We start from the raw sequence: 23,361 nt of genomic DNA, 5'->3' as shown, positions 1-23,361 counted from the left end.
TCTGTATTGTTTGATGAAAGTAAAACTAAAGATTGGTAACGCAGTTATAATTGCAGCGGGAACTGATTCTGAGGTTCATTCACTCATCCGGGAAGGCAGGCGCAGCGTGGAACTTGGTGATCGACTCAAAGCGATTCGCGAACGAAAGGGACTGTCCCAGCGGGAGCTGGCAAAACGTGCCGGTGTAACCAACAGCTCCATCTCGATGATCGAGAAAAACAGTGTCAGTCCTTCGGTCAGTTCACTGAAAAAAGTCCTGGCCGGTATCCCGATCTCCATCGGCGATTTCTTTACCCTCGATATCGATGATATCAAACCCGAGCCGGTTGTATTCCGGGCCTCTGAGCAACCTGATATCGGCTCTAATAATGTCTCGCTGAAACTGGTTGGCGCCCCGGTCAGTGGCCGTAATATGGATATTATGCGTGAGACCTATCCCCCCGGCGCAGATACCGGCCCCGAAATGCTGCAGCACGCAGGCCAGGAGGGGGGAGTCGTGATCAGTGGCGAGATCGAACTCACCGTCGGTTTCGATATCTACATTCTCAAAGTCGGTGACGGCTACTACTTCGAAAGCTCCAAACCGCACCGCTTCCGCAATATCAGCGACGAAATCTGCGAGATTGTCAGCGCCAATCCGGTTTAATGACTGGATAGTGTGTCAGATCAGCGAGCGAGGTGTGGATAGCTTAGAGGCGGGCAATGTTGCTGTCGAAAAGCGCGCTACGCGAAGCCCGTAGCGCGCCGCTGCATTATTCCAGAATCTGATCATCCTTGTAGCGGAACGGGTGCGCCGGGTAGGTGCCCATGATGCGCAGCTCCTTGGCGAAGAATTCCAGTTCCTGAATGGCGTACTTCATCGACTGCTGATGCGGATGACCTTCCACATCCAGATGGAAGCTGGTGGCAGCCATGGTATCTGAGGCCATATAGCTTTCCAGCTTCACCATATTGACGCCATTGGTGGCAAAACCGCCCAGGCCTTTGTACAGGGCCGCCGGAATGTTACGCACCTGGAACATGATGGTGGTCATAAAGCGGATATCGTTTTCCAGCTTTGGCATATGGCTGTCGCGGGCCAGGATGATAAAGCGGGTGGTGTTACCGGTTTTATCCTGAAAGTTTTCACGCAGTACTTCGAGGCCGTAAAGTTCGGCGGCGAGACTGGATGCGATCGCGGCGTGGGTTTTATCCCCGCTGGCTGCCAGCTCGGCAGCCGAGCCTGCGGTATCCAGTCCGGCGATCTGTTCGATACCCAGTTCGCGGATATGGCCGTCGCACTGGGCCAGCGCCTGCGGGTGTGAGGAGACGGTTTTGATATCCTCGATCTTAGTCCCCGGCAACGCCAGCAGGCAGTGGTTTACCGGCTCGAAATGTTCGCCGATGATATGCAGCCGGGTCTTGGGGACCAGACGGTAGATCTCTTCCACACGGCCCGCCGTGGAGTTTTCCAGCGGAATCATCGCCAGACGCGCCTGTCCTTTTTCCACCATAAACATAGCGTCGACAAAGCTGTTGCAGGCAAAAGCTTCCAGTTCAGGATGAACGCGACGGCAGGACAGGTGGGAGTACGCACCGGGTACACCCTGATAGGCGATGATGTCCGGAAGATCACTCATGTGAAAGAAATCCATAGCAGAAATTTTAAAGGGCGGTAATTATGTCATAACGTATAGGAAGCTGCGAACAAGTCCTTTAAAGTTCGCCACACTGAGACTCAGGGATATTGTAGTAAGAGATATGACACCGGAACGCCATCAGAAGCTGAAAGCCGCGCTGCTGCAACGCCAGCCCGACCTGACATTGATCGCCGATAAGGTGCATAAACCACGTAACCTGGCGGCGCTGATCCGTAATGCCGATGCCGTTGGGATGCACCAGATTCATTGTGTTGATCCTCGCGACGGCTACCACCATTACAGGGGCACTACCCTGGGGTCGGATCGCTGGGTCCGCAAGATCAATCACCTGAGCTTTGCCGAGGCTGCGGCGGCGGTGCGTGATGAAGGCATGAAGATCTATGCGGCGCATTTCAGCGACAGGGCGATAGACTACCGGCAGGTCGACTACACCTGTCCTTGTGCCATCCTGCTGGGTGCTGAGAAAGAGGGGGTTAGCGACGAGGCCGGTGCACTGGCCGATGAGCATATCGTCATCCCGATGATGGGGATGGTCAGCTCGCTGAATGTCTCCACGGCGGCCGGGATTATCCTGATGGAAGCACGCAACCAGCGACAGGCAGCGGGCATGTACGATCAGCCCCGCTTGAGTGGAGAACAGATCGCCCTGAGTCTGTTTGAATGGGGCAACAGCCAGGTGGCTGAGTTCTGTCGCAAACGTGGCCTGGCCTATCCACCCTATGATGCGGAAGGTGAGATTATCGATCCGCAGGGCTGGAATCAGGCGGTAAAAAACGGCACCGCCCCGACAGCAGAGCGGGCCTTATCATGAAGGCCCTGCTGGCCCGGCGCGGGGTCTTTATTACCGGCCTGTTCTGGTGTCTGATGACACTGGGGCTGGCGGTCTGGTTTGGCAAAGTCACCCGCAGCTGGGAGTACAGCGCGTTACAGGAACAGGCCGCCGACCGCTTGCTGGGTGATATCCAGCGTATACGCGGGGCGTTGGATGAATACCGTTATCTGCCGTTCTTGTTGACGCAGAATGATGACGTGCTGCGCCTGCTCTACGCCGAAAATCTCGATAACTGGGGCGAAGTGTCGCGCTATCTGGAACAGACCAATCTGGTTGCCGGAGCGTCCGGTCTGTTTATCCTCAACCGTCATGGTCAGACCCTGGCCTACAGCCACTGGCGTGATGCCAATGGCTTCCTTTCCCGCTCCCATGCCCGACAGCCGTACTTTATCCAGGCCCGTGCCGGTGAAGAGGGACGTTATTACAGTCACAGCGAAGGTAAACGCCCGGCCTGGTTCCTGTCGGCTCCGATCTATAACCAGCAGAGCTTTGTCGGTGCTGCAGTTGTCAGGATTGACCTGCAGGCCCTGATTCCTAAGCTGCAGGTGTCTGACCTGTTTACCGTCAGTGATGATCAGGGTGTGGTTCTGATGACTTCCAGGCAGCAGTGGTTCCGGCAACCATTGGAACAACTGGCTACGCGAAAGCAGATCCGGCTGGATGACGGAGCCCGTGCGGAACTCTGGCTGAATGAGGGAGAACGCCTGTTGGCGCAGTCCGTGCGACTGGATGATCTGGGTTGGACCTTCACCGCGCTGGTATCGACCCGGGAAGCAGAGCAGAGCAGTCAGCGGATGGTACTGGCAACCCTTGGCGCAGGTTTCCTGCTGGGAATCCTGCTGCTCTACCTGCGTGAGCGTCAGCTGAAACAGCTGTCGCAGCAGGAAACCCGACAGGCCCTGACACGCAGTGAAGAGCAGCAGCGGGCCATTATCAGTCAATCGGAGGTAGGCCTGATCACCCTGAATTGCATGGGACAGATCCGCTTTATCAATCCCATGGCTCAGCGGCTGTTCGGTGTCTCAGAGCCGCTGGTGACCGGACTGGTGTTGTCCGACCTGATTGCCGGGCTGGATAATTTCGGACCGCTGCGCCGGGCGCTGGAGCGGCTGGTGGGGTATAACTTCTCGCCTCTCAGTGCCTATGAGGCGGTAGGGTTGCGTGGTGACGGTACCGAGTTCCCGATGATGATCTCGTTACGGCGGATGCAGCGTGAGCCGGAACCGCAGTACCTGGTGACGGTGATTGATATCAGTCGTCGAAAACGCGCTGAACATGCCCTGCGTGAGGCCAATGAGTCACTGGAACAGAAGGTCGCCGAGCGTACCCGGGCGCTGGAAAGTGCCCAGGAAGAGTTATTGCAGGCCGAGAAGCTGGCGGCACTGGGACGCATGTCCGCCGCAGTGGTGCATGAACTGAACCAGCCCCTCACCGCGATGCGCACTTATGTAGCCATCTGCCGCCAGTTGCTGGATCAGCCGCAGATGCTGAATGAAAACCTCGCGATGATCGACGATATCACCCAGCGCATGGCGGTGATCACCAGCCAGCTTAAAACCTTCGCCTATAAGAAGCCGCAGCACCTGGCACCGGTGGGACTTTGTGGTGTGATTGATCAGGCCTTGTTGCTGTTCCATCAACGCTTTCAGCAGAGCAGTATTCAGCTGGATTACCTGCGTATCACGCCGGAACCGGCGGTGATGGGAGACAGTGCCCGGCTGGAACAGGTGGTGGTAAATCTATTGAAAAACGCCTGCGATGCGATGGAGCAACAGGGCGGCGGCTGTCTGCGTATCGGCATTGCCGGTGACGAGCAGCAGGTCTGGCTGGATGTCGCCGACAGTGGCCCCGGTATTGGCGAAGATCAGCGTGCAAAATTATTTGAGCCTTTCTATACCACGAAGTCGATCGGCAGCGGGCTGGGGCTGGGGCTGGCGATCGTCTCCTCCATCGTCAGGGACCTGAACGGTACTATCGAGGTGGTCGGGAGTGATTTGGGTGGTGCTTGTTTCAGGGTACAGCTGCCCCGCGCTGAACGCGTTGGTGGCTCAGCATAAGTGATGTAAAGGGTAGAGTGATGACGGCAACAAAACGTGGCACCGTAATGCTGGTGGATGATGAAAAGATGGTGCGTCAGTCTACCGGCCAGTGGCTGAAAATGGCCGGATTTGAAGTGCTGGAGTTTGACAGTGCCGAGCAGGCCCTGCCGCACCTGCAGGGTGACTTTCCCGGCGTACTGCTGACCGATGTCAAGATGCCGGGTATGGACGGCCTGCAGTTGATGGCTGAGGCGCGTAAGCGCATTACCGATCTGCCGGTGATGTTGCTGACTGCACACGGCGATGTGGATATGGCGATCAGCGCGATGCGTGCCGGGGCCTATGACTTTATCGAGAAACCCTTCGTCCCGGAGCGGTTGGTGGAGACCATCCACCGAGCCTGTGAAAAGCGCAACCTGACGCTGGAAAACCTGCGCCTGCAACATGACCTGGCGGCGCGCTCCGGTATCGATGGCAAGATTATCGGCATCTCCCCGGCGATCCAGCGCCTGAAGAGGGAGCTGCTGGCGCTGGCTGCGATGGATACCAATGTCATCATCTACGGCGAGACCGGCAGCGGCAAGGAGCTGGTGGCCCAGTGCCTGCACGAATTCAGTAACCGTCAGCGCAAACATTTCGTGCCGATCAACTGCGGCGCAATTCCCGAGTCGCTGATTGAAAGCGAGCTGTTTGGCCATGAGAGCGGGGCTTTTACCGGGGCCAGTAAACGCCGGATCGGTAAGTTTGAACATGCCGATGGCGGCACCCTGTTTCTGGATGAGATCGAGAGCACCCCGGCCCATCTGCAGATCAAGGTGTTGCGCGCCCTGCAGGAGGGGATGATCGAGCGGCTCGGTGCCAACCAGCCGATCAGTGTCGACCTGCGGGTGATCGCCGCCTCCAAGTCCGACCTGAAAGAGGATGAGAACTTCCGTCAGGACCTGTTCTATCGCCTCAATGTCGCCCAGCTCTACCTGCCACCGTTGCGTGAACGGCCGGAGGACGTGCCGCTGTTGTTCAGCCACTATGTACGCCAGGCTGCCAGCGAGCATGCCCGTGATAACCGTGCGCTCAGTACCCAGGACGAGCGTACCCTCTGTGGCTACAACTGGCCCGGTAACGTGCGTGAGCTGAAGAATATCGCCATCCGTTTCGCGCTGGATGAGCGGGTCAGTCTGGCTGACCTGCTGTCGGCCGGACAAAGCCCGATCAGCTTTGAAGAGCCGCTGAGTAAGCCGCTGCCACTGGCTTTGCAGGTCGCCAGCTTTGAATCTGAGGTGATCAGCCGCTCACTGCGCCGCCATCAGGGCAACATCAAGACGGTGATGGAGGAGCTGGATCTGCCCCGGCGGACGCTGAACCAGAAGATGGTGCGTTACGGCCTCAACCGGGTTGATTTTATCCCCGAAGGTGGGGATGGCAGTGAATAGGCAAAAAATGGCGCATTGGCCGATTTAGAGCGGCTCAGGGGGTTGAGGCAGGCCGGAACTGGTGCTTATCTGATCGATCTCAGCCCTGATCGGCAAAAAATGGCTTATGGTTTTTCAGTCCCGTAGGCCATTTTTTGCTTACCGGGATCAGCCCTGAAATTTTTGAATATAAATAATTCATTGTAAAACAATGGGTTATTTGTTTTTCTGGGTTTTGGCATCGTGCTTGCAGACAAGGAAGTGCTGAGGCCAAAAGCATAGTGGGGAGTGTTTCGTCCCCCCGAAAACAACAATTGGTCATAACAACAAAGGATACGATCACATGATGAACATGAGTAAACGCAGCCTGATTAAAGCGATGGGCGCAGCCCTGGTCCTGACCACCGCCGCAGGCACAGCCGGCCTGGCGCAGGCTGCTGATAAGCGCTCCTACGTGTTGGCAACGGCGTCCACCGGCGGCACTTACTATCCGGTCGGTGTGGCACTGGCGACCCTGACCAAGGTGAAGCTGGAGCCGACTCAGAAGATCTCCATGTCTGCGATCAACTCCGCAGGTTCCGGTGAGAACGTAAAACTGCTGCGCGAAAACGAAGCCCAGTTCGCGATCCTGCAGGGTCTGTACGGTGCCTGGGCCTGGAACGGCGAAGGTAAAGTGGCCCAGTCCGGCCCGCAGAAGCACCTGCGTTCTGTCTCCATGTTGTGGCAGAACGTCGAGCAGTTCGTCGTGAAAAGCGACTACGTTAAACAGGGTAACGTGGCTGACCTGAAAGGCCTGCAAGGCGAGAAGTTCTCTATCGGTAAGAAGAACTCCGGTACTGAAGGCTCCGGTCGCACCATCCTGGGCAACCTGAATATCCAGGCTGACAGCTTCAACCTGGCGTACATGGGCTACGGTGCCTCCGCCGACGCATTGCAGAACGGCACCATCGACGGTATGAACATCCCGTCCGGTGTGCCAACCAGCGCCATCACCCGTGCCTACGCGGCACTGGGCAGCGATATTACCGTACTGGATTTCACCGATCAGCAGATCAAGGATGCCAACGGCGGCTACAAGCTGTGGACCCGTTATGTGATCCCGGCCAACACCTATCCGGGCCAGACCAAGGATATCAACACCATGGCACAGCCAAACTTCCTGGCCGTACGTGATGATGTATCCGAAAACGATGTCTATATGCTGACTAAAACCATCTACGAAAACCTGGCGTTCCTCAACGGCATCCATAAGGCCACCAAGGCGATGGCGCTGGAAAAAGCGATCGCAGGCCTGCCGGTACCGCTGCACCCGGGTGCTGCCCGTTACTACAAAGAGATGGGCGTTGATGTACCGGCGCACCTGATTGCCAAGTAACAGCACAAACCTGAAGCGATAAGCTTCAAAAGGTGTGAGCCAAGCCGCTGCCGGACAGCCTGTCCGGTAGCCGGCCCCAATAACGAGAAAGCTGAACCGGTACTGCATCCACGCAGGGACTCATGCCGCCTACAGCTTCAAACCTGCAGCCAAAACACTATGTCTGACACATCCTCCACTACGACCGATAAGGACACCCAGGCGCAGCTGAAAAGCCTGGAACTGACCCAGCGTGACGAGAAATCCGCCGCGGGTCGATTTGTCTACTGGGCCAGCGTGATCTTTGCGATCGCCCATATCTACTTTAATACGCTGGGCACCCTGTCGGAGCTATGGGTCGCCGCGATCCACTTCGGTGGCTTTGCCATGATCTGTGCCCTGATGGTACCAGCGGTTAAGGCCACCAGCCTACAGGGGCAGCGCCTGAGCCTGGTGCTCGACCTCCTGCTGGGGGCTGCGGCGATCATCTGTGCCCTGTACCTGATCGGTTTCGAGGATGCACTCTACGATCGCGGAGTGAAATTTGTCGCCACCGACTGGTTGTTCTCTGTGGCTGCGATCTTTATCGCGCTGGAGATGGCACGCCGGACCACCGGCTGGTTTATCCCCTGCATGATTATTACCGCCCTGACCTATGTGTTCTGGTGGGGGCCTTATATCGACGGTATCTTCGGTTTTGCCGGGCTGAGCCTGGAAACCCTGCTGTACCGTTCCTATTTTTCCTCCGAAGGGATGTTCGGGCCGATCGCCCGGATCTCATGGACCTATGTGTTTATGTTTATCCTCTTCGGCGCTTTCCTGGTGAAATCCGGTGCCGGTGACTTCATTATCGAGCTGTCCCGCTGCGCTGCCGGTCGCTTTGTCGGTGGCCCGGGTTTTGTAGCGGTGCTGGGTTCCGGCCTGATGGGTTCGGTGTCCGGCTCCTCCGTGGCCAACACCGTGTCTACCGGTGTTATTACTATCCCACTGATGCGTAAGGCGGGCTTCCCGGCGCGCTTTTCCGCCGGTGTCGAGGCCGCCGCCTCGACCGGCGGTCAGCTGATGCCGCCGGTGATGGGGGCGGGGGCCTTTATTATGGCGTCCTATACCCAGATCCCTTACGTCGACATCATCGCTATCGCGGCACTGCCTGCGCTGCTGTATTTCCTGTCGGTGGGCTTCTATGTCCGCGTTGAGGCCAAGCGTAGCCACGCCCACGCCGTTGAGCTGGATGCCCGTCCACTGGGGCAGGTCTTCAAAGAGGGCTGGCACTACCTGCTGCCACTGGTGGTACTGGTTGCCTTGCTGATCTACGGCTTCACCCCGACCTATGCTGCCGGTATCTCCATCCTCTCGGTGATCGCCTCTTCCTGGTTATCCAAACACCCGATGGGCGTGCGCGATGTACTGGATGCGCTGGCACAGGGCTCGAAAAACATGGCGACCACGGCGATGCTGCTGGTGGCCGTGGGTCTGGTGGTGAACGTGGTGGCGATGACCGGCATCGGCAACACCTTCTCGCTGATGGTGGCGGAATGGTCCGGCGGCAGTCTGCTGATCATGATGGCGCTGGTAGCGATCGCCTCCCTGGTGCTGGGTATGGGCTTGCCGGTCACGGCGTCCTATATCGTATTGGCAACGCTGTCGGCCCCGGCGCTGTATGGTCTGATAGCTGAATCCCAGCTGGTCAGCCTGATCGCTGCCGGTAACCTGCCGGAGCAGGCCAAGATGATCTTTATGCTGGTCGACCCGGAGCAATTTGCGCTGCTGTCCGCGCCGATGAGCGAAGCCAATGCGATGGCACTGGTGGAGAAAGTACCGGCTGACTTCAAGAGCCAGTTGCTGGAGCAGGCACTGGACCCGGCTCTGCTGGCTGCCACCCTGCTGTCTGCCCATATGATCATCTTCTGGCTCTCCCAGGACTCCAACGTCACGCCACCGGTCTGCCTCACCGCCTTCGCCGCGGCCGCGATCGCCAAGACCCCGCCGATGGCAACCGGCTTTACCGCCTGGAAGATCGCCAAGGGTCTCTACATCGTGCCGCTGCTGTTTGCCTACACCAACTTTATCGGTGGTAGCGCAACCGAGGTGATGACCATCTTCATCTTCGCCGTCTTCGGCCTGTATGCCTTCGTTGGCTTTATGGAAGGCTACCTGGAAGGACGCCTTAACATCGCTCTGCGCCTGCTAAGCGGTGCCTGTGCCGTGGCGATGCTGTGGCCACACGGCAACCTGATCATCGACTTCGCCGGACTGGCGGTGTTTATCGGCGTGTTTATCTATAGCCGTAAGGTGGCGGATTAAGTTTAACGGCTAAGTCGATTTAGTCTCCGGGCCGTCTGCGAACCCAACCCAACCGGGTAAACAGAAAGCCCAATCTTGAGGCGCCTTAGCTAAATAGCTAAGGCGCTTTTTTTGTGGTTTTGAATCCCTTGTTCCCTTGGTCTCCGTGGGAATACATAAGACGGTGGAACTGGCTGTAGGAGCTCGATCTGCGAGCGAAGGAATCTCATACCAATGCCATTCGTGCACGGAGTGTGCTCCTGTAGGTATCTGCGAGCATATGCCTCGAATTTCCTCAATCTGGATTTCAGAAACTGACCGTCACGGAGGGTGCAAGACCAGACTCTGTACCGCTATGATAATGCCCCTGATTTTGTCTCCCAGAGAAACATGAAATGCCTAAAGCCAGTGAAATAAAAAAGAACGCCGCCGTCGAGATTAACGGTGAAGCTTACATCGTGCGTGATATCGAACGCTCTGTTCCACAGGGACGTGCCGGTGGCAGCCTCTATCGCATGCGTATGTACAACGTCGCTACCAACAGCAAGCTGGACGAAACCTACAAGGATTCAGATATGCTGAACCTGGCGGATCTTGTCCGACGCGCAGCGGTGTTTTCATACTCCGATGGCGATGAATTTGTATTTATGGACAGCGAAGATTACTCCTCATACAGCCTGGACCGGGAGAATATTGCGGACGAGCTGTTGTTCATCACGGATGACACCCCGGGCCTGTATGTCGTGATTGTTAATGATGCTCCGGTGGCGCTGGACCTGCCAGCGACCGTCGAGCTTGAAATCGTTGAAACCGATCCGTCGATTAAGGGTGGTTCCGCAACGGCACGAACCAAGCCTGCCAGGCTGTCCACAGGTCTGACGGTGCAGGTACCCGAGCACATCTCTACTGGCGACCGGATTAAAGTGAATGTCGAAGAGCGTCGCTTTACCGGCCGTGCTGAGGCGAAGTAAGCGCTAGAAGCTGCCTCGTCCTGGTTTGCAGTCCGTTGCTTGAAGGTGTTTCTCCTGCCGCGCGACGGGCTGTTCATCGGCAACAGGGTTCTGCCTGTCGAATCCCTGGCGTTGTTAAGGCGTCGAACAGATCGATTTAAACCAGGCCTGTTTCAAGTCAGTCTTGCAGAACAAGACCGCCCTGCATGGGGACCTATCATGAAACATCCCGATGACTGGACGTTTAACGAATCTTTTGCCTGGGAAGAAAACCTGGCTGAGCTTCGTGATGAGTTTGACAGCTTAAAGCTACTCCTACAGACCCTCTCGCATATCGAAGGGCTTAGTTATGAGCCAATAGATGATATCCCCAGTAATCTTGGGCTGGAGCTGTTCTTTGATTCGCGAAAAGTAGCCGAGCTTTTTTGTTTTGATGACTGCGACGTTATAAAACCGGGAATTTATTGTGTTTACTCGGAAAAACACAATTTCGAATATCGGGAGTATGATATTGCAGCCTGTGCGAAGCATTTTCGTAGCTTTATAAAGTGAACCCGAAATATTGGTTTGATTGTTTGTTAATTAAGGCGTTGGCTCTACCGGATATATTGCTAAAAGCTCTTCTCTTGCTGGCAATATTTCAGGCAGATAGATGCTAGGTTTGCCCGTGCCGGCATCATATAATTCCTCAGCTATTGCCTCAGTCGTAAGGGCATCGGACATCCGTTTTTATAAACTTTAAGCCTGAATTACTGACATAAAATATAGGGACATATTATGCGTATCAACTCTTATAACTCTTTTGTAATTGCTGCTACCTGTTTACTGGCGACCCCGGTACTTGCCGACGTAACAACTCGATATCAGAAATCCATTGAAGATGCCGCTGTCATCGAGCCTGAAGAGATCGTGGCATTAAAAACGCTGACCGGTGATACGGCTAAAGTCGTTACCTGGACCAAATATCCGGACAGCTACGTACCGGGTCAGGACACCACACTGTCATGGGGAGAGACCTGGGTAACACTGGATGGCGACCTGCAGTCGATGTGTAAGGATTATCGCAAGAAGAAGCTCAACCTGCGTATTCAGCAGTTACTTGGGCTGCCTCCTGAGGAAGATGCAAAACGCTTTGTGGTTGTTCTGGAAGCCAGCACCCGTGATATGTTCCGTCCCTGTGCCAACCCAAGCCTGACGGCAACAAGTTGTACTGCAGGCTTTCCGGAGGATGCAAGCGAGGCGCATAAAGCCTGGTATGCAACCCAGAGTGCGGCTTCATACAATGCGCCTGAGGGATATCCCTGGACCCGGCTCGGTTATACCTACAACTGGAACGCCAAAAGCAACGAAGTCGGCCTGAACGAATTCGTAATTAAAAAAGGCAGCACCATAAAGACGGTATCCGTCGCGGATACGCAATCCTACTGCAGCCTTTAAGCGCGGTTACACGGTGTTTCGATAGCGCTGCTTAAAGTAACCATTCTGCCCGCATTTCAGGTTGTCGGTTCAGAGATCTGAACTGGCTGCAAAGCATTTGCCTGCAGTAAATACTTTCCTTGCGAGGTTGCTATGGCAGAAAAAATCGCCCTTGGGTTTGCAATAGTCATCTCCCTGATCAGTATGCTGCTGGCGGCGGCTCCATTTACACCGGCAGTAGCTATATCTCTATTGATGCTGTTGCTGACGGGATTCATCGGTTTTAAAGGCCGCCTGCAAACGGCCTTGGTGCTGCTATTTCTTAATACGCTGGCTGTAATCGGCAGCCCTGCAACCGACCTTTCAGATACCGATGCGCTGATAGGCATACCACTGCTTTTTCTGATTGCCTTCGGTGGAATTCTGCTGGGTGTCAGGCGATTGATGTCTCTGTAGGGTTGGCCTCCCAAAGGTAGTTGCTTGCGGCACAGGACTAAATCCTGTGCGGTCTGGTTTCAGCTTCCGGCGTCAAACTCATCCTCATGCAGCCAGGCGGCATGCTTGGGCGCGCGCTTGGTTTGCGACCACTCCTCCAGCATCAGCGGCGCAACCCGTTTCAGTTCTGCCAGCTGTTTTTCGCTGCCGGTAAGGCAGGTCAGCTCCAGCCGGTGGCCGTTGGGGTCAAAGAAGTAGATCGACTTGATAATGCCGTGATTGGTTGGTCCGACGACACTGAGGCCTTTGTTCTCCAGCTCTGCCTTGGCGGCCAGCAGGGCGGTTTCGCTCTCCAGCTGGAAGGCGATGTGCTGGGTCCATTCCGGGGTGTTAGGATCGCGTCCCATCTCCGGCGAGTTAGGCAGCTCGAAGAAGGCCAGGATATTGCCCTGACCGGCATCGAGGAAGACATGCATATAGGGATCGGGTTCCTTGGTGGAGGGCACCCGGTCTTCGGCGATCGCCACCAGGAAATCCATATTGAGCATCTCGCGGTAAAACTCTACGGTTTCCTTGGCATCCCTGCAGCGGTAAGCGACGTGATGGATCTGCTGGAGCTTGATCATATTCTGTACCTGTCAGTGGTTGTTATTGTTATCCCTGCACAAAATCGGGCGCTCAGGGCGCGTCGCCCTGGGCTTCCGGGGCTGCAGCGGCAAAGGCTTCCAGCTCGCGGCAGCGGGCATCAATGCGCCGGATATTGGGGTAGGGGGTGAGATCCAGTTCGAAGCGCCGGGCGTTGTAAACCTGGGGCACCAGGCAGATATCCGCCAGCCCTGGCGCATCGCCACAGCAGAACTGCTTATCCTGCCCGGCCAGCAACGCTTCCAGAGCCTTGAAGCCTTCGGCCAGCCAGTGGCGATACCAGTCGCCCTGAGCCGCCTTATCCAGCCCCAGCTCGCCACCCAGATGCTGCAGTACCCGCAGGTTATTCAGCGGATGGACCTCGCAGGCGATCAGCTGCGCCATTGACCTTGCCTTGGCGCGTGCAACCGGATCAGCAGGTAGCAGCGCCGGATCGGGATAGCACTCGTCGAGGTACTCAATCATCGCCAGCGACTGGGTCAGTACCTCGCCTGCATCAGTTTCGAGGCTGGGTACCAGCTGCTGTGGATTGATCTTACGGTAGGCTGCGGATCTCTGTTCGCCGCCGTCTTTAACCAAATGCACATATTCGCTTTGGTATGGAAGCCCCTTGAGATTGAGGGCGATACGTACCCGGTAGGCGGCTGAAGAGCGCCAGTATGTGTAAAGCTTCATATCGTTACCTGCGGCGGATTTGTCAGTCAGTAAATGGCATCTGAAACTGTTACGCAATATTAAGGTTAGACCGACTAATCTGTTTTACGATTAATGTAATTTATCCCCGGACCTGATGAGTCCTATCAGGCCGGGGCGATATAGCCCAGCCGGCTGGAGATCTCGCCCGCAGTCTGGCGTAACAGCCGGGCGTTGCGGCCATCCCAGTCGGCATCGAAACGGCTTCTGAAGCCAAACAGTGCCAGCGACAGCACCATTTCACCGCGATAGTCGAAGATCGGCGCGGCCAGTGCGGAGACCCCTTCGACACTGTGGCCCTCCACCCGTCCCAGTCCATGTTGGCGGGTTTCAGCGTTTATCTGAGCGATCTCATCCCAGCCCTGCGGTGCCAGGCGGTGTGGTTTCTGCTCCAGCTGTAACAGCTCCTGCTCCACCTGCGGCTGGGTCAGTTCTGTCGGCAGGTGGGCCATAAATACCCGGCCAGAGGCCGACATCAGGGTGGAGAAACAGGTGCCGGGCCGGATACCGACAGAGATCGGCTGGCGTGATTGGAACCAGCGGATCACGGTGGTTCCGGCGCTGCCCCAGACAGTCAGGATCACGCCCTCGGCGGTCTGGTCGCGCAGCGACTCCATCATCTCATTGGCAATGGTGGTTGGGTCGAGGCGGGAGAGGTAGAGAGTGGAAAACTCCAGTCCGTAGCTGCCCAGGTCGTACTTGCCGTGGGCGGTGCGGGCAACCAGACCGGTATTGACCAGGCTGGTGAGGTAGCGGTGGATCTTGGCCGGGTGCATCCCGGTTTCCTCGCTCAACTGGTTGAGGGAGACCTTGCCGCCCATTGCCGCCAGGGTTTTCAGTAAACCGATGCCGATCTCCACGGACTGTACGCCACCTTTGCTGCCTTCCGTCATCCCTTCCTGCCTCCTGAATATCTGTCCGCACAGTGCGGTTTACGCAATGCGTAAAAATCCACAACTGATCAACGGCAACCTTTGCACCGTGAAATGAGCGGTGATTGAATGATACAAAAATAAACGAAAAATAATAATTTGTGTAACTTAAATGGTGCTGGCTGATGATGTTGGCGGCACCGCGTACCGGCAGGAGCGACTATGAGCAAGCAATTTGCATCGGCGGCAGATCTGGATGAGAAGGCGGTCAGCTTTACTCAACTTTCGGAACATTGCTGGGCCTATACCGCTGAGGGCGACCCCAATACCGGGGTGATCATCAGCGAGGACGGGGTGATGGTGATCGATGCTACCGCCACGCCGGTGGCGGCGCAGGCGCTGGTGAAGAAGATCCGTGAGGTGACCGATAAACCGATCCGCTATGTCACCCTGACCCACTACCATGCGGTGCGGGTACTGGGGGCTTCTGGTTATCGCGAGCACGGTCTGGAGCAGGTGATCGCCAGCCAGGACACCTGGAATCTGATCGTCGAGCGCGGTCAGCAGGATATGGACTCCGAGATCGGCCGCTTTCCGCGCCTGTTTCAGGCGGTGGAATCGGTGCCGGGGCTGACCTGGCCGACCCTGACCTTCCAGAAGGAGATGCGCCTGATGATGGGCGGGCTGGAGGTGCAGATTATGCAGCTGGGGCTTGGTCATACCAAGGGTGACACGGTGGTCTGGGTGCCGCAGGAAGAGGTGCTGTTCTCCGGTGATCTGGTGGAGTGCGATGCCGCTTGCTATACCGGCGATGCCTATCTCAGCGACTGGCCGCAGACGCTGGACAACATCAGCGCCCTGAATGCGAAAAAGCTGGTGCCAGGCCGCGGTCCGGCACTGGAAACCCCGCAACAGGTCGCAGAAGGGCTGGCCTACACCCGCGCTTTTGTCACCACCCTGTATGAGAGTGCCCAGCGCGCGGTGGCGGACAAGCTGGATCTTAAGGCCGCGATGGCCCTGACCCGTGAGGCGATGGACCCGCAGTTTGGCCAGGTCTTTATCTATGAACACTGCCTGCCGTTTGATGTGACCCGCGCCTATGACGAAGCCTCCGGCATCCGCGACCCTCAGATCTGGACCGCCGAGCGCGATCAGCAGATGTGGCACAGCCTGCAGTAGCTGCCCTAAGCCACCTTCCTCAAGAGTAAAAATAATAATAGTGAGGTCAGCATGTTTAATACCTATCAGCCACCGGTTTATGATTATCAGCGCTCGGTCGATCAGCAGGCAGGGCAGATCGCCCACCACCCGCTGATCATCGTCGGCGCAGGCCCGATCGGACTGGCGGCCGGGCTGGACGCCGGCGTACAGGGGATGCCGGCGCTTATTCTGGATGACAACAACACCGTCAGCGTCGGCTCGCGTGCGGTCTGCTACTCCAAGCGTGCACTGGAGGTGCTGGACCGGCTGGGTTGTGCCGGGCGGATGGTGGAGAAGGGGGTCTGCTGGAAGGTCGGCAAAATGTTCTTTCAGGATCAGCTGGTCAGCAGTTTTGACCTGTTGCCGGAAGCGGGCTATTCCCAGCCCGCCTTTATCAACCTGCAGCAATACTATCTCGAAGAGTATATGGTCGACCGGGCCGGTGAGCTGGATCAGGTGGAGATCCGCTGGCAGAACCGGGTCAGCGCGGTCGAGCAGCAGGGCGAGCAGGTCGTGGTCAGCATTGAGACTCCGGACGGTCCCTACCAGCTTAGCACCGACTGGCTGATCGTCGCCGACGGTGCCAACAGCTCGGTACGCAGCATGATGGGCCTCAGTATGGACGGGCGGGTATTCCGCGACCGCTTCCTGATCGCGGATATCATTATGAAGGCTGACTTTCCCTCAGAGCGCTGGTTCTCCTTTGATCCCAGCTACCATCCCGGCCAGTCCACGCTGCTGCACAGTCAGCCGGATAATGTTTGGCGGCTGGATTTCCAGCTCGGCTGGGATAAAGACCCGGAAGAGGAGAAAAAGCCCGAGAACATTATCCCCCGGGTGAAGGCGATGATGGGCGAGGCGATGGAGTTTGAGCTGGAGTGGGCCAGCGTCTACACCTTTATGTGTCGCCGTATGGAGCGCTTCCGGCACGGGCGGGTGATCTTTGCCGGGGATGCGGCCCATCAGGTATCGCCTTTCGGTGCCCGTGGTGCCAACTCCGGCTTTCAGGACAGCGATAACCTGATCTGGAAGCTGAGATTGGTAATGCAGGGCCTGGCGCCGCAGCAGCTGATCGACAGCTACTGTGAAGAGCGGGAGTTTGCGGCGGATGAGAACCTGATGAACTCCACCCGCGCCACCGACTTTATTACGCCTAAGTCCGATGTCTCGCTGCAGTTCCGCAACGCCACCCTGGCACTGGCGAAACAGCATGACTTTGCCCGCAAGCTGGTCAACTCCGGCCGCCTTTCCGATCCGGCGATTCTCAGTCACTCCTCCCTCAATACGCCGGATGCTGATCCGTTTGATAGCCCGATGCTACCGGGTGCGGTGATGGAGGATGCGCCGATAGAAGGCCCGAAAGGGGAGGGATGGGCGCTACAGCTGGTGGATCATCGCTTCCAGCTGCTCTGCTTCTGTGAAGATGCGACCCGGATCAGCGCTGGTGAATTGCAGCAACTGAGCGAGCTGGCCGAATCTGAGATCCCGCTGCGGCCGCTGCTGGTCTACCGCCGGGGTACGCCGCCTGCGGCAATCGCTGCCGTTCACGACAGCGAAGGGCTGATGGCGCAACGCTACGACGGCCGTGACGGTAGCTGCTTCCTGATCCGTCCCGATCAGCATCTGGCCGCGCGCTGGCGCAGCCTGGATTGCGAGGCAGTTCGCCTTGCGCTAAATACCGCGACCTGCAACCTTTAAGGAGGGTGACGAGATGACTGCCAGCGATAAAACCAGCGGAAAGCTGAATACCGAGGCCAACTTTCACCATGCCGGCGAGCCGGTCACACGTCCCTATCGGGCGGGTGATGATCTTTATGAAGCCCTGATCGACAGCCATCAGGGCCTGAGCGATGAGCAAAGTCAGATGCTCAATGCCCGTCTGATCCTGCTGCTGGCCAACCATATAGGTGACCTGGCGGTACTGCGCCAGGCGCTGGCCGCAGCACGGGAATCAATTTAAGACAGCCCACCGGCTGTCCATCGTATACGGAGGCAGAAGAGACTGTGATGGAATTACTCAATGAAACCCATGCCCCCGCACTTAGAAGCTGGGTGCGCTCTGCCAACCAGTCAGGGTGCGACTTTCCGATTCAGAACCTGCCCTTTGGCGTCTTCCGCCGCGTGGGCAGCGAAGAGGCCTTTCGTGCAGGTGTGGCGATTGGCGATCAGATCCTCGACCTGCAACAGTTGCAGGACAGCGGCGTAGTGGCAGGGGAGGCGGCTGAGGCGCTGGCGGCCTGTCAGGGCGATACGCTGAATTCCCTGATGGCACTGGGCCAGCCCGCCTGGTCGGCGTTGCGTCTGGCACTGTCGCGGGCGCTGCGCGAGGGCGCGGCCGAGGCGGGGCAGCTGCAGGCCTGTCTGCTGCCCCAGGCAGATGCGGAGTACAAACTGCCCGCCACCATCGGTGACTACACCGACTTCTACACTTCAATCCACCATGCTACCCGGGTGGGTAGCCTGTTCCGGCCCGATAATCCGCTGCTGCCCAACTACAAATGGGTGCCGATCGGCTATCACGGTCGCAGCTCCTCGATCGGGATCTCCGGCCAGCAGTTCCGCCGCCCATTGGGGCAGACCAAGGCCCCGGATGCCGAAGTGCCAAGCCTTGGCCCCTGTAAGCGACTGGATTACGAACTGGAACTGGGGATCTATATCGGCGCAGGTAATGAACTGGGTGAGCCGATTGCACTGGATGCGGCGGATAACCATGTCTTTGGCCTCTGCCTGTTTAACGACTGGTCGGCACGGGATATTCAGGCCTGGGAATACCAGCCGCTGGGGCCTTTCCTCTCCAAGAGTTTTGCCTCCACCGTATCGCCCTGGGTTATCACCCTGGAAGCCCTGGCCCCTTACCGCACCGCCTGGCAGCGTGACAGTGCAGACCCACAACCCCTGAGCTACCTGGAATCAGCACAGAACAGGGCCAGTGGCGCGCTGGATATCCAGCTGGAAGTACTGCTGCAGACCGCTCAGATGCGTGAGGCCGGTGAACCCGCCTGCCGCCTGTCTGCGTCCAACTTCCGCGACTCCTACTGGAGCATCGCCCAGATGGTCAGCCATCACAGCATCAACGGCTGTAACCTGAAACCGGGCGATTTCTTCGGCAGCGGCACCCAGTCCGGCCCGGAACAGAGCGAATCCGGCTCGCTACTGGAACTGAGTCAGGGCGGCAAACAACCCATCACCCTGCCCAACGGCGAAACCCGCACCTTCCTCGCCGATGGCGACAGCGTCATCCTGCGCGGCTGCTGTGAAAAAGCGGGCGCGCCACGGATTGGTTTTGGTGAGGTGGTTGCCACCGTGCTGCCAGCGGTTGAGCTGTAATTATTCAGAGGATGATCGGTTGAGGTCCGGGGCTGCCAACCTACCAGACCGCTCTTTTTGGTCGGCCAGCCTGTCCGTAGACTGGTCGCCCCTGCCTTATCGTACAGATAGCCCGGTACCGACTCACTACCAGCGCCAGGAACCTTTTTTTCAGTTCATCCTAGAGGTAGGAACGGCTGATCAGGGCCTTGATCTTAACCAGGGCTTTTCCCAAGTCTGTGATCGCCTTATCGGCCACTTTGACCGGTAGACCTATATTCCCGGCCAGGGTCATAAAGTCAGCCCCTGTCGTAAACCTCCGCTAACTGATCCATAGGCTCAAGCTCAGCGCCCAGTACCGCCTTGAATTTAGATACTGTCACGTTTGTAGCACCGTGCTCGATCTTGCCAATGGCGACCTCTGAAGCGTTGCTGTAGGGCGCCAGATCGTCAATGGTCAGCTGCTGGTACGTTCGTGCATCTCGTATCAGCTCACCGACATTGGCGAACGGTTGCAGATTGCGTTGTTACCGTAACTCGGCAAGTTGCTTAACTTGCTGCACTATTTTCGGTGTGTCCGTCATAGCAAAAGCCAATATTTATATGCGTAAGCGCTTTCTATGATTGTCTAAGCTAAGAAAAATTTGCTTATCTATTGGTGAAGTAAATTTTTATTATCTAAATGTGTATCTTTTAGATCCATTGGAAAGAACTCTTTGTGTTGAGTGGGACAGGTACTAGGTAATGACCTGATGCCGGAGAAAGGGTGGGGCGGGAGCATGCAGGGGAGGGGGGCAGCTGTTACTGCCTAGTGCCTAAAGATAATCTTATTGGAAAAATGCCCACAGAGCCCGCAGCTGGGACTGATCGATCTGTAGTCAATTTTGGTCGGTAGTGTTCAAAATTCTGTGTCACCTCTATAGTTTAACCCCTACAGGGAGTGACACATCATGTCTGATAAATACGAAATCTATTACAGAATTTAAATTTTCAACCACATACCTGCCCCATCAGCCCAAACGCTTAGCGCACCACTCTTGCAGGAGTACTTTAGTGTTCCTCCTGATCTTTTCTGATAGTCAATATAGATGCTGCCGTCAGATTTAGCTTCCATATATGTTAATCTTGAAAGATCGTGTCCGCTTGAGTAATTAATCATTTGTTTGCAGTTATTGATTTTTTGCTCAGATACAGTTGCTTTGCTTTCAGCTCCACACCCAGACACAAGCAAGGGGAGTAGGGCTAATGCTTTGTAGGTTTTCATTTGTAAGCCTCCGTTTTGTTACGCTATTTAGCTAAGTTACTTACTAATTTTTCCGAACTTTTCGCCACTCCCAAGGTGGTATAGCTTGAGGCTTTGATATTCTCCATAGGCCAGCTTTATTAGCTTTAGCTTCATTATCCGCTTTATAGTAATCAGGGAAGAAGAAAAAGGAAACAAAAGAAAAAGGACACCCACGAAAATTTACAGACGGAGTTGCCTGAACTACATTGAATTCCGATCGCCAAGGATTGGCTGCAATATTGAAAATCATGGAGGAATGCATATGGCCCGCGCCCGTTTTGAGCAGGTAAGCCTGCCCGACACTCCTTACTATCACTGTATTCCCGATGTGTTCGCCGTGCTTTCTTGTGCGGCGAGGATCGGTTTTCGGGTGAATCCTACAAACATCGACGGCAGTGGATTCTTGACAGGGAGAAAAGCAGGGAGAAAAGGACACCCACCAAAATTTACAGATGGAGTTGACTGATCTACAGTGAATCCCGGTAGCCAAGGATTGGCTGCGATATTGAATCTCATGGAGAAATTCAGATGACCTGCGCCCGTTGCGAGCAGATGCTATTTTCAGGGAAGAAGTTTGAATAATATTAAAGAAGATCTATTGGCAACAGATGTAGCTGCCTGGAAATAGAAAAAGGACACCCACCAAAATTTACAGTCGGGATTGACTGAACTACAGTGAATCCCGGTAGCCAAGGATTGGCTGCGATATTGAATCTCATGGAGGAGTTTGTATGACCCGCGCCCGCTGTGAGCAGGTAAGCCTGCCCGACACCCCTTATTACCACTGTATTGCCCGTTGTGTTCGCCGTGCTTTCTTGTGCGGTGAGGATCAGTTTTCAGGAGAATCCTACGAACACTGACGGCAGTGGATTCTTGACCGAATCACCGAGTTGGATGCGGTATTTGCCATCGATATCTGCGCCTATGCCATTATGTCCAACCACTATCATCTGGTGCTGCGGGTCGATCAGGCGCAGGCTGAGAGTTGGTCTGACAGAGAGGTGATTCGGCGCTGGAAGCTGTTGTTTACAGGCCCTGTGCTGATTCAGAAAATAAAAAGGACACCCACCAAAATTTACAGTCGGGATTGACTGAACTACAGTGAATCCCGGTAGCCAAGGATTGGCTGCGATATTGAATCTCATGGAGGAGTTTGTATGACCCGCGCCCGCTGTGAGCAGGTAAGCCTGCCCGACACCCCTTATTACCACTGTATTGCCCGTTGTGTTCGCCGTGCTTTCTTGTGCGGTGAGGATCAGTTTTCAGGAGAATCCTACGAACACCGACGGCAGTGGATTCTTGACCGAATCACCGAGCTGGATGCGGTATTTGCCATGGGGTGAGAAAAAGGACACCCACCAAAATTTACAGTCGGGATGGACTGATCTACAGTGAATCCCGGTAGCCAAGGATTGGCTGCGATATTGAATCTCATGTAGGAGTTCAGATGACCCGCGCCCGCTGTGAGCAGGTAAGCCTGCCCGAAACCCCTTATTACCACTGTATTGCCCGTAGTGTTCGCCGTGCTTTCTTGTGCGGTGAGGATCAGTTTTCAGGTGAATCCTACGAACATCGACGGCAATGGATTCTAGACCGAATCACCGAGTGAATTTGATGGGTGTCCTAAAGTACTCGCCAAGCCAGTCGAAAATGGGGGCGTGAGGTAATCAATATGGCTAATAGAGCACAGCTGTATAAATATCGAGGAGACCGCTGTTCACACTGTGGCAAGTCGGTTGAAGAGATGGTTGCTCGATATGGAACTTTCAACCGGATGTTTGAGTTTCACCATGTAGAACCAGAGCAAAAGTGTTCCGACTACACGGTATTGATGAAAAGATCAATTTCTGCCGAACAGATTGAAGAGGTTGATAAATGCCTTCTTTTATGCCGAGATTGTCACGGAATTATTCATGCTCAAAATATTCAAGGGTCAATCGTTATTAGCTCAATGATCGAAGATCGACGCGTTTCTCAAGAGCTTAAAGGTTGGTTTGTTGCTGATAGAGTAGAAGGAACTCTTCGGTTTGTGTCGAATGACCGAAACCTCCTTGTTCCTTGCCAAGTCACCTTAGGTGATGTAGAGACTGAAGAGTATTTCATCTTTGAGTTAATTCAGGATGAGCTGTTGCTGGATTGGCTGCGCAATATTGAGTCGTATAAGAGCATCAAAGTGGTTTCTTTACTCAATCAGGAGTTGCAGCTAGATATCTCGTTTGAAGCAAAAAAACGAGTAAATGTTCGAATGGCACTGGGATTTCCAATATTTGCGATGGATTTCGATGTGTCCGAAGGCAACTCATCATATCTATGGCTTAGAAATGGCATAGTGCTGTCGAAAGAGGGCGAATTGTATTCACGTGGCGAGATTTGGTTTCCACTCGATCTTCGACTCTAGGCAGCAACTAGAAAACAACGGTTAGAAAAAGGACACCCACCAAAACTTACAGATGGAGTTGACTGATCTAAAGTGAATTCCGGCAGCTAGGGATTGGCTGCGATATTGAAACTCATGGAGGAGTTCAGGTGAGCTGCGCCGGCTGCGAGCAGATGCTATTTTCAGGGAGGAAATTTGAATAATATTAAACAAAATCTATTGTCAAAAGATTTAGCTGCCTGGAAGAAAAAGGGGATATTTTCAGCTGTTTGTATATTAAGTATTTTCCCTTTTGTTATTACATACAGAACATCTATGCCGGAACTCGAGGTTACTCTGTGGAGTTTGCGGCATTTTATTGGTATTGCGGTTGTGCAAGCACTAGCTCAGATATCAATTTCTTGGTATATGCTGAAAAATGTAGTGCCTAACTATGTCATTGGCAGCTTTCTTGTTGTTGTGATTTTATCTCAGTTTACATATGGCATCGCTGTTGTTTTGGTTTCCAGTTCATAGCAAGTTCGTACAGTGATGGTATTTACCTGCCACAGCCCCACCTCTCTTCTGGGCCGGAATAGGGTAGACCACCAGCGGGCTGCCTTCCCGGCCAGCGACACCAATAAAA

At 55.3% G+C, this 23,361-nt stretch carries 22 protein-coding genes and 2 pseudogenes; 19 read left to right on the top strand and 5 right to left on the bottom strand.

The genetic code is table 11. The features are described from left to right. The first annotated feature begins 106 nt into the window (after positions 1–106). On the top strand, positions 107–646 hold the full coding sequence (locus Q354_RS0106820; protein WP_027856950.1) for a cupin domain-containing protein: 540 nt from the start codon (positions 107–109) through the stop codon (positions 644–646). A gap of 106 nt (positions 647–752) precedes the next feature. Here Q354_RS0106820 and Q354_RS0106815 read toward each other — a convergent pair whose 3' ends face one another. After that, the gene (locus Q354_RS0106815; protein ID WP_027856949.1) at positions 753–1,619 is read right to left on the bottom strand and encodes a prephenate dehydratase; all 867 of its coding nucleotides are present in this window, start codon (positions 1,617–1,619) and stop codon (positions 753–755) included. Between the two features lie 121 nt (positions 1,620–1,740). On the opposite strand from Q354_RS0106815, the gene trmH reads away from it, so the two are divergent. The 9 genes from trmH to Q354_RS0106770 all read left to right on the top strand — a co-directional run bounded on the left by trmH (position 1,741) and on the right by Q354_RS0106770 (position 12,379). After that, positions 1,741–2,451, top strand: a complete 711-nt coding sequence (trmH, locus tag Q354_RS0106810; RefSeq protein ID WP_027856948.1) for a tRNA (guanosine(18)-2'-O)-methyltransferase TrmH — start codon at positions 1,741–1,743, stop codon at positions 2,449–2,451. After that, complete coding sequence (locus tag Q354_RS0106805; RefSeq protein WP_027856947.1) at positions 2,448–4,529, top strand: sensor histidine kinase; 2,082 nt, start codon at positions 2,448–2,450, stop codon at positions 4,527–4,529. Before trmH ends, Q354_RS0106805 begins: the two co-directional genes overlap by 4 nt. A gap of 20 nt (positions 4,530–4,549) precedes the next feature. Next, positions 4,550–5,941, top strand: coding sequence for a sigma-54-dependent transcriptional regulator (locus Q354_RS0106800; RefSeq protein ID WP_036228855.1), 1,392 nt, complete (start codon positions 4,550–4,552; stop codon positions 5,939–5,941). Between the two features lie 325 nt (positions 5,942–6,266). After that, positions 6,267–7,295, top strand: coding sequence for a TAXI family TRAP transporter solute-binding subunit (locus Q354_RS0106795; RefSeq protein ID WP_156948265.1), 1,029 nt, complete (start codon positions 6,267–6,269; stop codon positions 7,293–7,295). A gap of 159 nt (positions 7,296–7,454) precedes the next feature. Continuing rightward, positions 7,455–9,578 carry a TRAP transporter permease gene (locus tag Q354_RS0106790; RefSeq protein ID WP_027856944.1) on the top strand — a complete coding sequence of 708 codons (2,124 nt, stop codon included), beginning with the start codon at positions 7,455–7,457 and terminating at the stop codon, positions 9,576–9,578. Between the two features lie 374 nt (positions 9,579–9,952). After that, positions 9,953–10,528 carry an elongation factor P-like protein EfpL gene (gene efpL / locus Q354_RS0106785; protein ID WP_027856943.1) on the top strand — a complete coding sequence of 192 codons (576 nt, stop codon included), beginning with the start codon at positions 9,953–9,955 and terminating at the stop codon, positions 10,526–10,528. Between the two features lie 39 nt (positions 10,529–10,567). Beyond that, on the top strand, positions 10,568–11,059 hold the full coding sequence (locus Q354_RS0106780) for a hypothetical protein (RefSeq protein WP_156948260.1): 492 nt from the start codon (positions 10,568–10,570) through the stop codon (positions 11,057–11,059). Between the two features lie 225 nt (positions 11,060–11,284). After that, positions 11,285–11,944 (top strand): hypothetical protein, encoded by a 660-nt coding sequence (locus tag Q354_RS24890; protein ID WP_051559961.1) that lies wholly within the window; start codon positions 11,285–11,287, stop codon positions 11,942–11,944. A gap of 132 nt (positions 11,945–12,076) precedes the next feature. Further along, positions 12,077–12,379 carry a DUF6419 family natural product biosynthesis protein gene (locus tag Q354_RS0106770; RefSeq protein WP_036228851.1) on the top strand — a complete coding sequence of 101 codons (303 nt, stop codon included), beginning with the start codon at positions 12,077–12,079 and terminating at the stop codon, positions 12,377–12,379. Positions 12,380–12,438: 59 nt separating this feature from the next. On the opposite strand, the gene Q354_RS0106765 is transcribed toward Q354_RS0106770, so the two are convergent. From Q354_RS0106765 to Q354_RS0106755, 3 genes are all read right to left on the bottom strand, one after another. Further along, a complete protein-coding gene (locus tag Q354_RS0106765) occupies positions 12,439–12,984 on the bottom strand; it encodes a VOC family protein (RefSeq protein ID WP_027856940.1) in 546 nt (181 codons plus the stop codon). Positions 12,985–13,036: 52 nt separating this feature from the next. Further along, positions 13,037–13,678 carry a maleylacetoacetate isomerase gene (gene maiA, locus Q354_RS0106760; RefSeq protein ID WP_027856939.1) on the bottom strand — a complete coding sequence of 214 codons (642 nt, stop codon included), beginning with the start codon at positions 13,676–13,678 and terminating at the stop codon, positions 13,037–13,039. 125 nt (positions 13,679–13,803) lie between these two features. Next, positions 13,804–14,589: an IclR family transcriptional regulator gene (locus Q354_RS0106755; RefSeq protein WP_027856938.1), complete on the bottom strand. Its 786-nt coding sequence runs from the start codon at positions 14,587–14,589 to the stop codon at positions 13,804–13,806. Positions 14,590–14,790: 201 nt separating this feature from the next. Here Q354_RS0106755 and Q354_RS0106750 point away from each other — a divergent pair, with 201 nt between their 5' ends. The 4 genes from Q354_RS0106750 to fahA are packed head-to-tail and all read left to right on the top strand — an operon-like array spanning position 14,791 to position 19,095. Further along, positions 14,791–15,747 (top strand): MBL fold metallo-hydrolase, encoded by a 957-nt coding sequence (locus tag Q354_RS0106750; RefSeq protein WP_027856937.1) that lies wholly within the window; start codon positions 14,791–14,793, stop codon positions 15,745–15,747. 51 nt (positions 15,748–15,798) lie between these two features. After that, complete coding sequence (locus Q354_RS0106745; protein WP_027856936.1) at positions 15,799–17,466, top strand: FAD-dependent oxidoreductase; 1,668 nt, start codon at positions 15,799–15,801, stop codon at positions 17,464–17,466. Positions 17,467–17,479: 13 nt separating this feature from the next. Then, entirely contained in the window at positions 17,480–17,728 is a 249-nt protein-coding gene (locus tag Q354_RS0106740; RefSeq protein ID WP_027856935.1) for a DUF2783 domain-containing protein, read from the top strand. A 47-nt stretch (positions 17,729–17,775) separates the two neighbouring features. Then, positions 17,776–19,095: a fumarylacetoacetase gene (fahA, locus tag Q354_RS0106735; RefSeq protein ID WP_027856934.1), complete on the top strand. Its 1,320-nt coding sequence runs from the start codon at positions 17,776–17,778 to the stop codon at positions 19,093–19,095. 961 nt (positions 19,096–20,056) lie between these two features. On the opposite strand, the gene Q354_RS28200 is transcribed toward fahA, so the two are convergent. Further along, positions 20,057–20,338 (bottom strand): hypothetical protein, encoded by a 282-nt coding sequence (locus Q354_RS28200; protein ID WP_156948258.1) that lies wholly within the window; start codon positions 20,336–20,338, stop codon positions 20,057–20,059. A gap of 283 nt (positions 20,339–20,621) precedes the next feature. Here Q354_RS28200 and Q354_RS28195 point away from each other — a divergent pair. The 5 genes and pseudogenes from Q354_RS28195 to Q354_RS28190 form a co-directional block, all read left to right on the top strand. Then, positions 20,622–20,770 (top strand): annotated as a pseudogene (locus Q354_RS28195) (transposase); the annotation flags it as partial. Positions 20,771–21,249: 479 nt separating this feature from the next. After that, on the top strand, positions 21,250–21,450 hold the full coding sequence (locus tag Q354_RS28985; RefSeq protein ID WP_027856933.1) for a hypothetical protein: 201 nt from the start codon (positions 21,250–21,252) through the stop codon (positions 21,448–21,450). Between the two features lie 66 nt (positions 21,451–21,516). Continuing rightward, positions 21,517–21,696, top strand: a pseudogene (locus Q354_RS0106715) (alpha-amylase family glycosyl hydrolase); the annotation flags it as partial. A gap of 335 nt (positions 21,697–22,031) precedes the next feature. Continuing rightward, positions 22,032–22,757 (top strand): hypothetical protein, encoded by a 726-nt coding sequence (locus Q354_RS0106710; RefSeq protein WP_027856931.1) that lies wholly within the window; start codon positions 22,032–22,034, stop codon positions 22,755–22,757. Positions 22,758–22,931: 174 nt separating this feature from the next. After that, a complete protein-coding gene (locus Q354_RS28190; protein WP_156948256.1) occupies positions 22,932–23,252 on the top strand; it encodes a hypothetical protein in 321 nt (106 codons plus the stop codon). Positions 23,253–23,361 lie beyond the last annotated feature (109 nt).

It is taken from the genome of Marinobacterium jannaschii DSM 6295, from assembly GCF_000620085.1.
Lineage (GTDB): Bacteria > Pseudomonadota > Gammaproteobacteria > Pseudomonadales > Balneatricaceae > Pontibacterium > Pontibacterium jannaschii.
The sequence above is the reverse complement of the archived record's forward strand: the minus strand, read 5'-3'. Positions and strand labels throughout refer to the sequence as shown.

Excerpts from the sequence above, each read along its gene's own strand:
- Q354_RS0106800 (WP_036228855.1), top strand. The coding sequence starts at position 4,550 with ATGACGGCAACAAAACGTGGCACCGTAATGCTGGTGGATGATGAAAAG.
- Q354_RS0106765 (WP_027856940.1), bottom strand. The coding sequence starts at position 12,984 with ATGATCAAGCTCCAGCAGATCCATCACGTCGCTTACCGCTGCAGGGAT.
- fahA (WP_027856934.1), top strand. The coding sequence starts at position 17,776 with ATGGAATTACTCAATGAAACCCATGCCCCCGCACTTAGAAGCTGGGTG.
- Q354_RS0106710 (WP_027856931.1), top strand. The coding sequence starts at position 22,032 with ATGGCTAATAGAGCACAGCTGTATAAATATCGAGGAGACCGCTGTTCA.
- Q354_RS0106755 (WP_027856938.1), bottom strand. The coding sequence starts at position 14,589 with ATGACGGAAGGCAGCAAAGGTGGCGTACAGTCCGTGGAGATCGGCATC.
- Q354_RS0106750 (WP_027856937.1), top strand. The coding sequence starts at position 14,791 with ATGAGCAAGCAATTTGCATCGGCGGCAGATCTGGATGAGAAGGCGGTC.
- Q354_RS0106745 (WP_027856936.1), top strand. The coding sequence starts at position 15,799 with ATGTTTAATACCTATCAGCCACCGGTTTATGATTATCAGCGCTCGGTC.
- Q354_RS0106740 (WP_027856935.1), top strand. The coding sequence starts at position 17,480 with ATGACTGCCAGCGATAAAACCAGCGGAAAGCTGAATACCGAGGCCAAC.
- maiA (WP_027856939.1), bottom strand. The coding sequence starts at position 13,678 with ATGAAGCTTTACACATACTGGCGCTCTTCAGCCGCCTACCGGGTACGT.
- Q354_RS28200 (WP_156948258.1), bottom strand. The coding sequence starts at position 20,338 with ATGAAAACCTACAAAGCATTAGCCCTACTCCCCTTGCTTGTGTCTGGG.
- efpL (WP_027856943.1), top strand. The coding sequence starts at position 9,953 with ATGCCTAAAGCCAGTGAAATAAAAAAGAACGCCGCCGTCGAGATTAAC.
- Q354_RS0106815 (WP_027856949.1), bottom strand. The coding sequence starts at position 1,619 with ATGAGTGATCTTCCGGACATCATCGCCTATCAGGGTGTACCCGGTGCG.
- Q354_RS0106805 (WP_027856947.1), top strand. The coding sequence starts at position 2,448 with ATGAAGGCCCTGCTGGCCCGGCGCGGGGTCTTTATTACCGGCCTGTTC.
- Q354_RS0106770 (WP_036228851.1), top strand. The coding sequence starts at position 12,077 with ATGGCAGAAAAAATCGCCCTTGGGTTTGCAATAGTCATCTCCCTGATC.
- Q354_RS0106795 (WP_156948265.1), top strand. The coding sequence starts at position 6,267 with ATGAACATGAGTAAACGCAGCCTGATTAAAGCGATGGGCGCAGCCCTG.
- Q354_RS0106790 (WP_027856944.1), top strand. The coding sequence starts at position 7,455 with ATGTCTGACACATCCTCCACTACGACCGATAAGGACACCCAGGCGCAG.
- Q354_RS24890 (WP_051559961.1), top strand. The coding sequence starts at position 11,285 with ATGCGTATCAACTCTTATAACTCTTTTGTAATTGCTGCTACCTGTTTA.
- trmH (WP_027856948.1), top strand. The coding sequence starts at position 1,741 with ATGACACCGGAACGCCATCAGAAGCTGAAAGCCGCGCTGCTGCAACGC.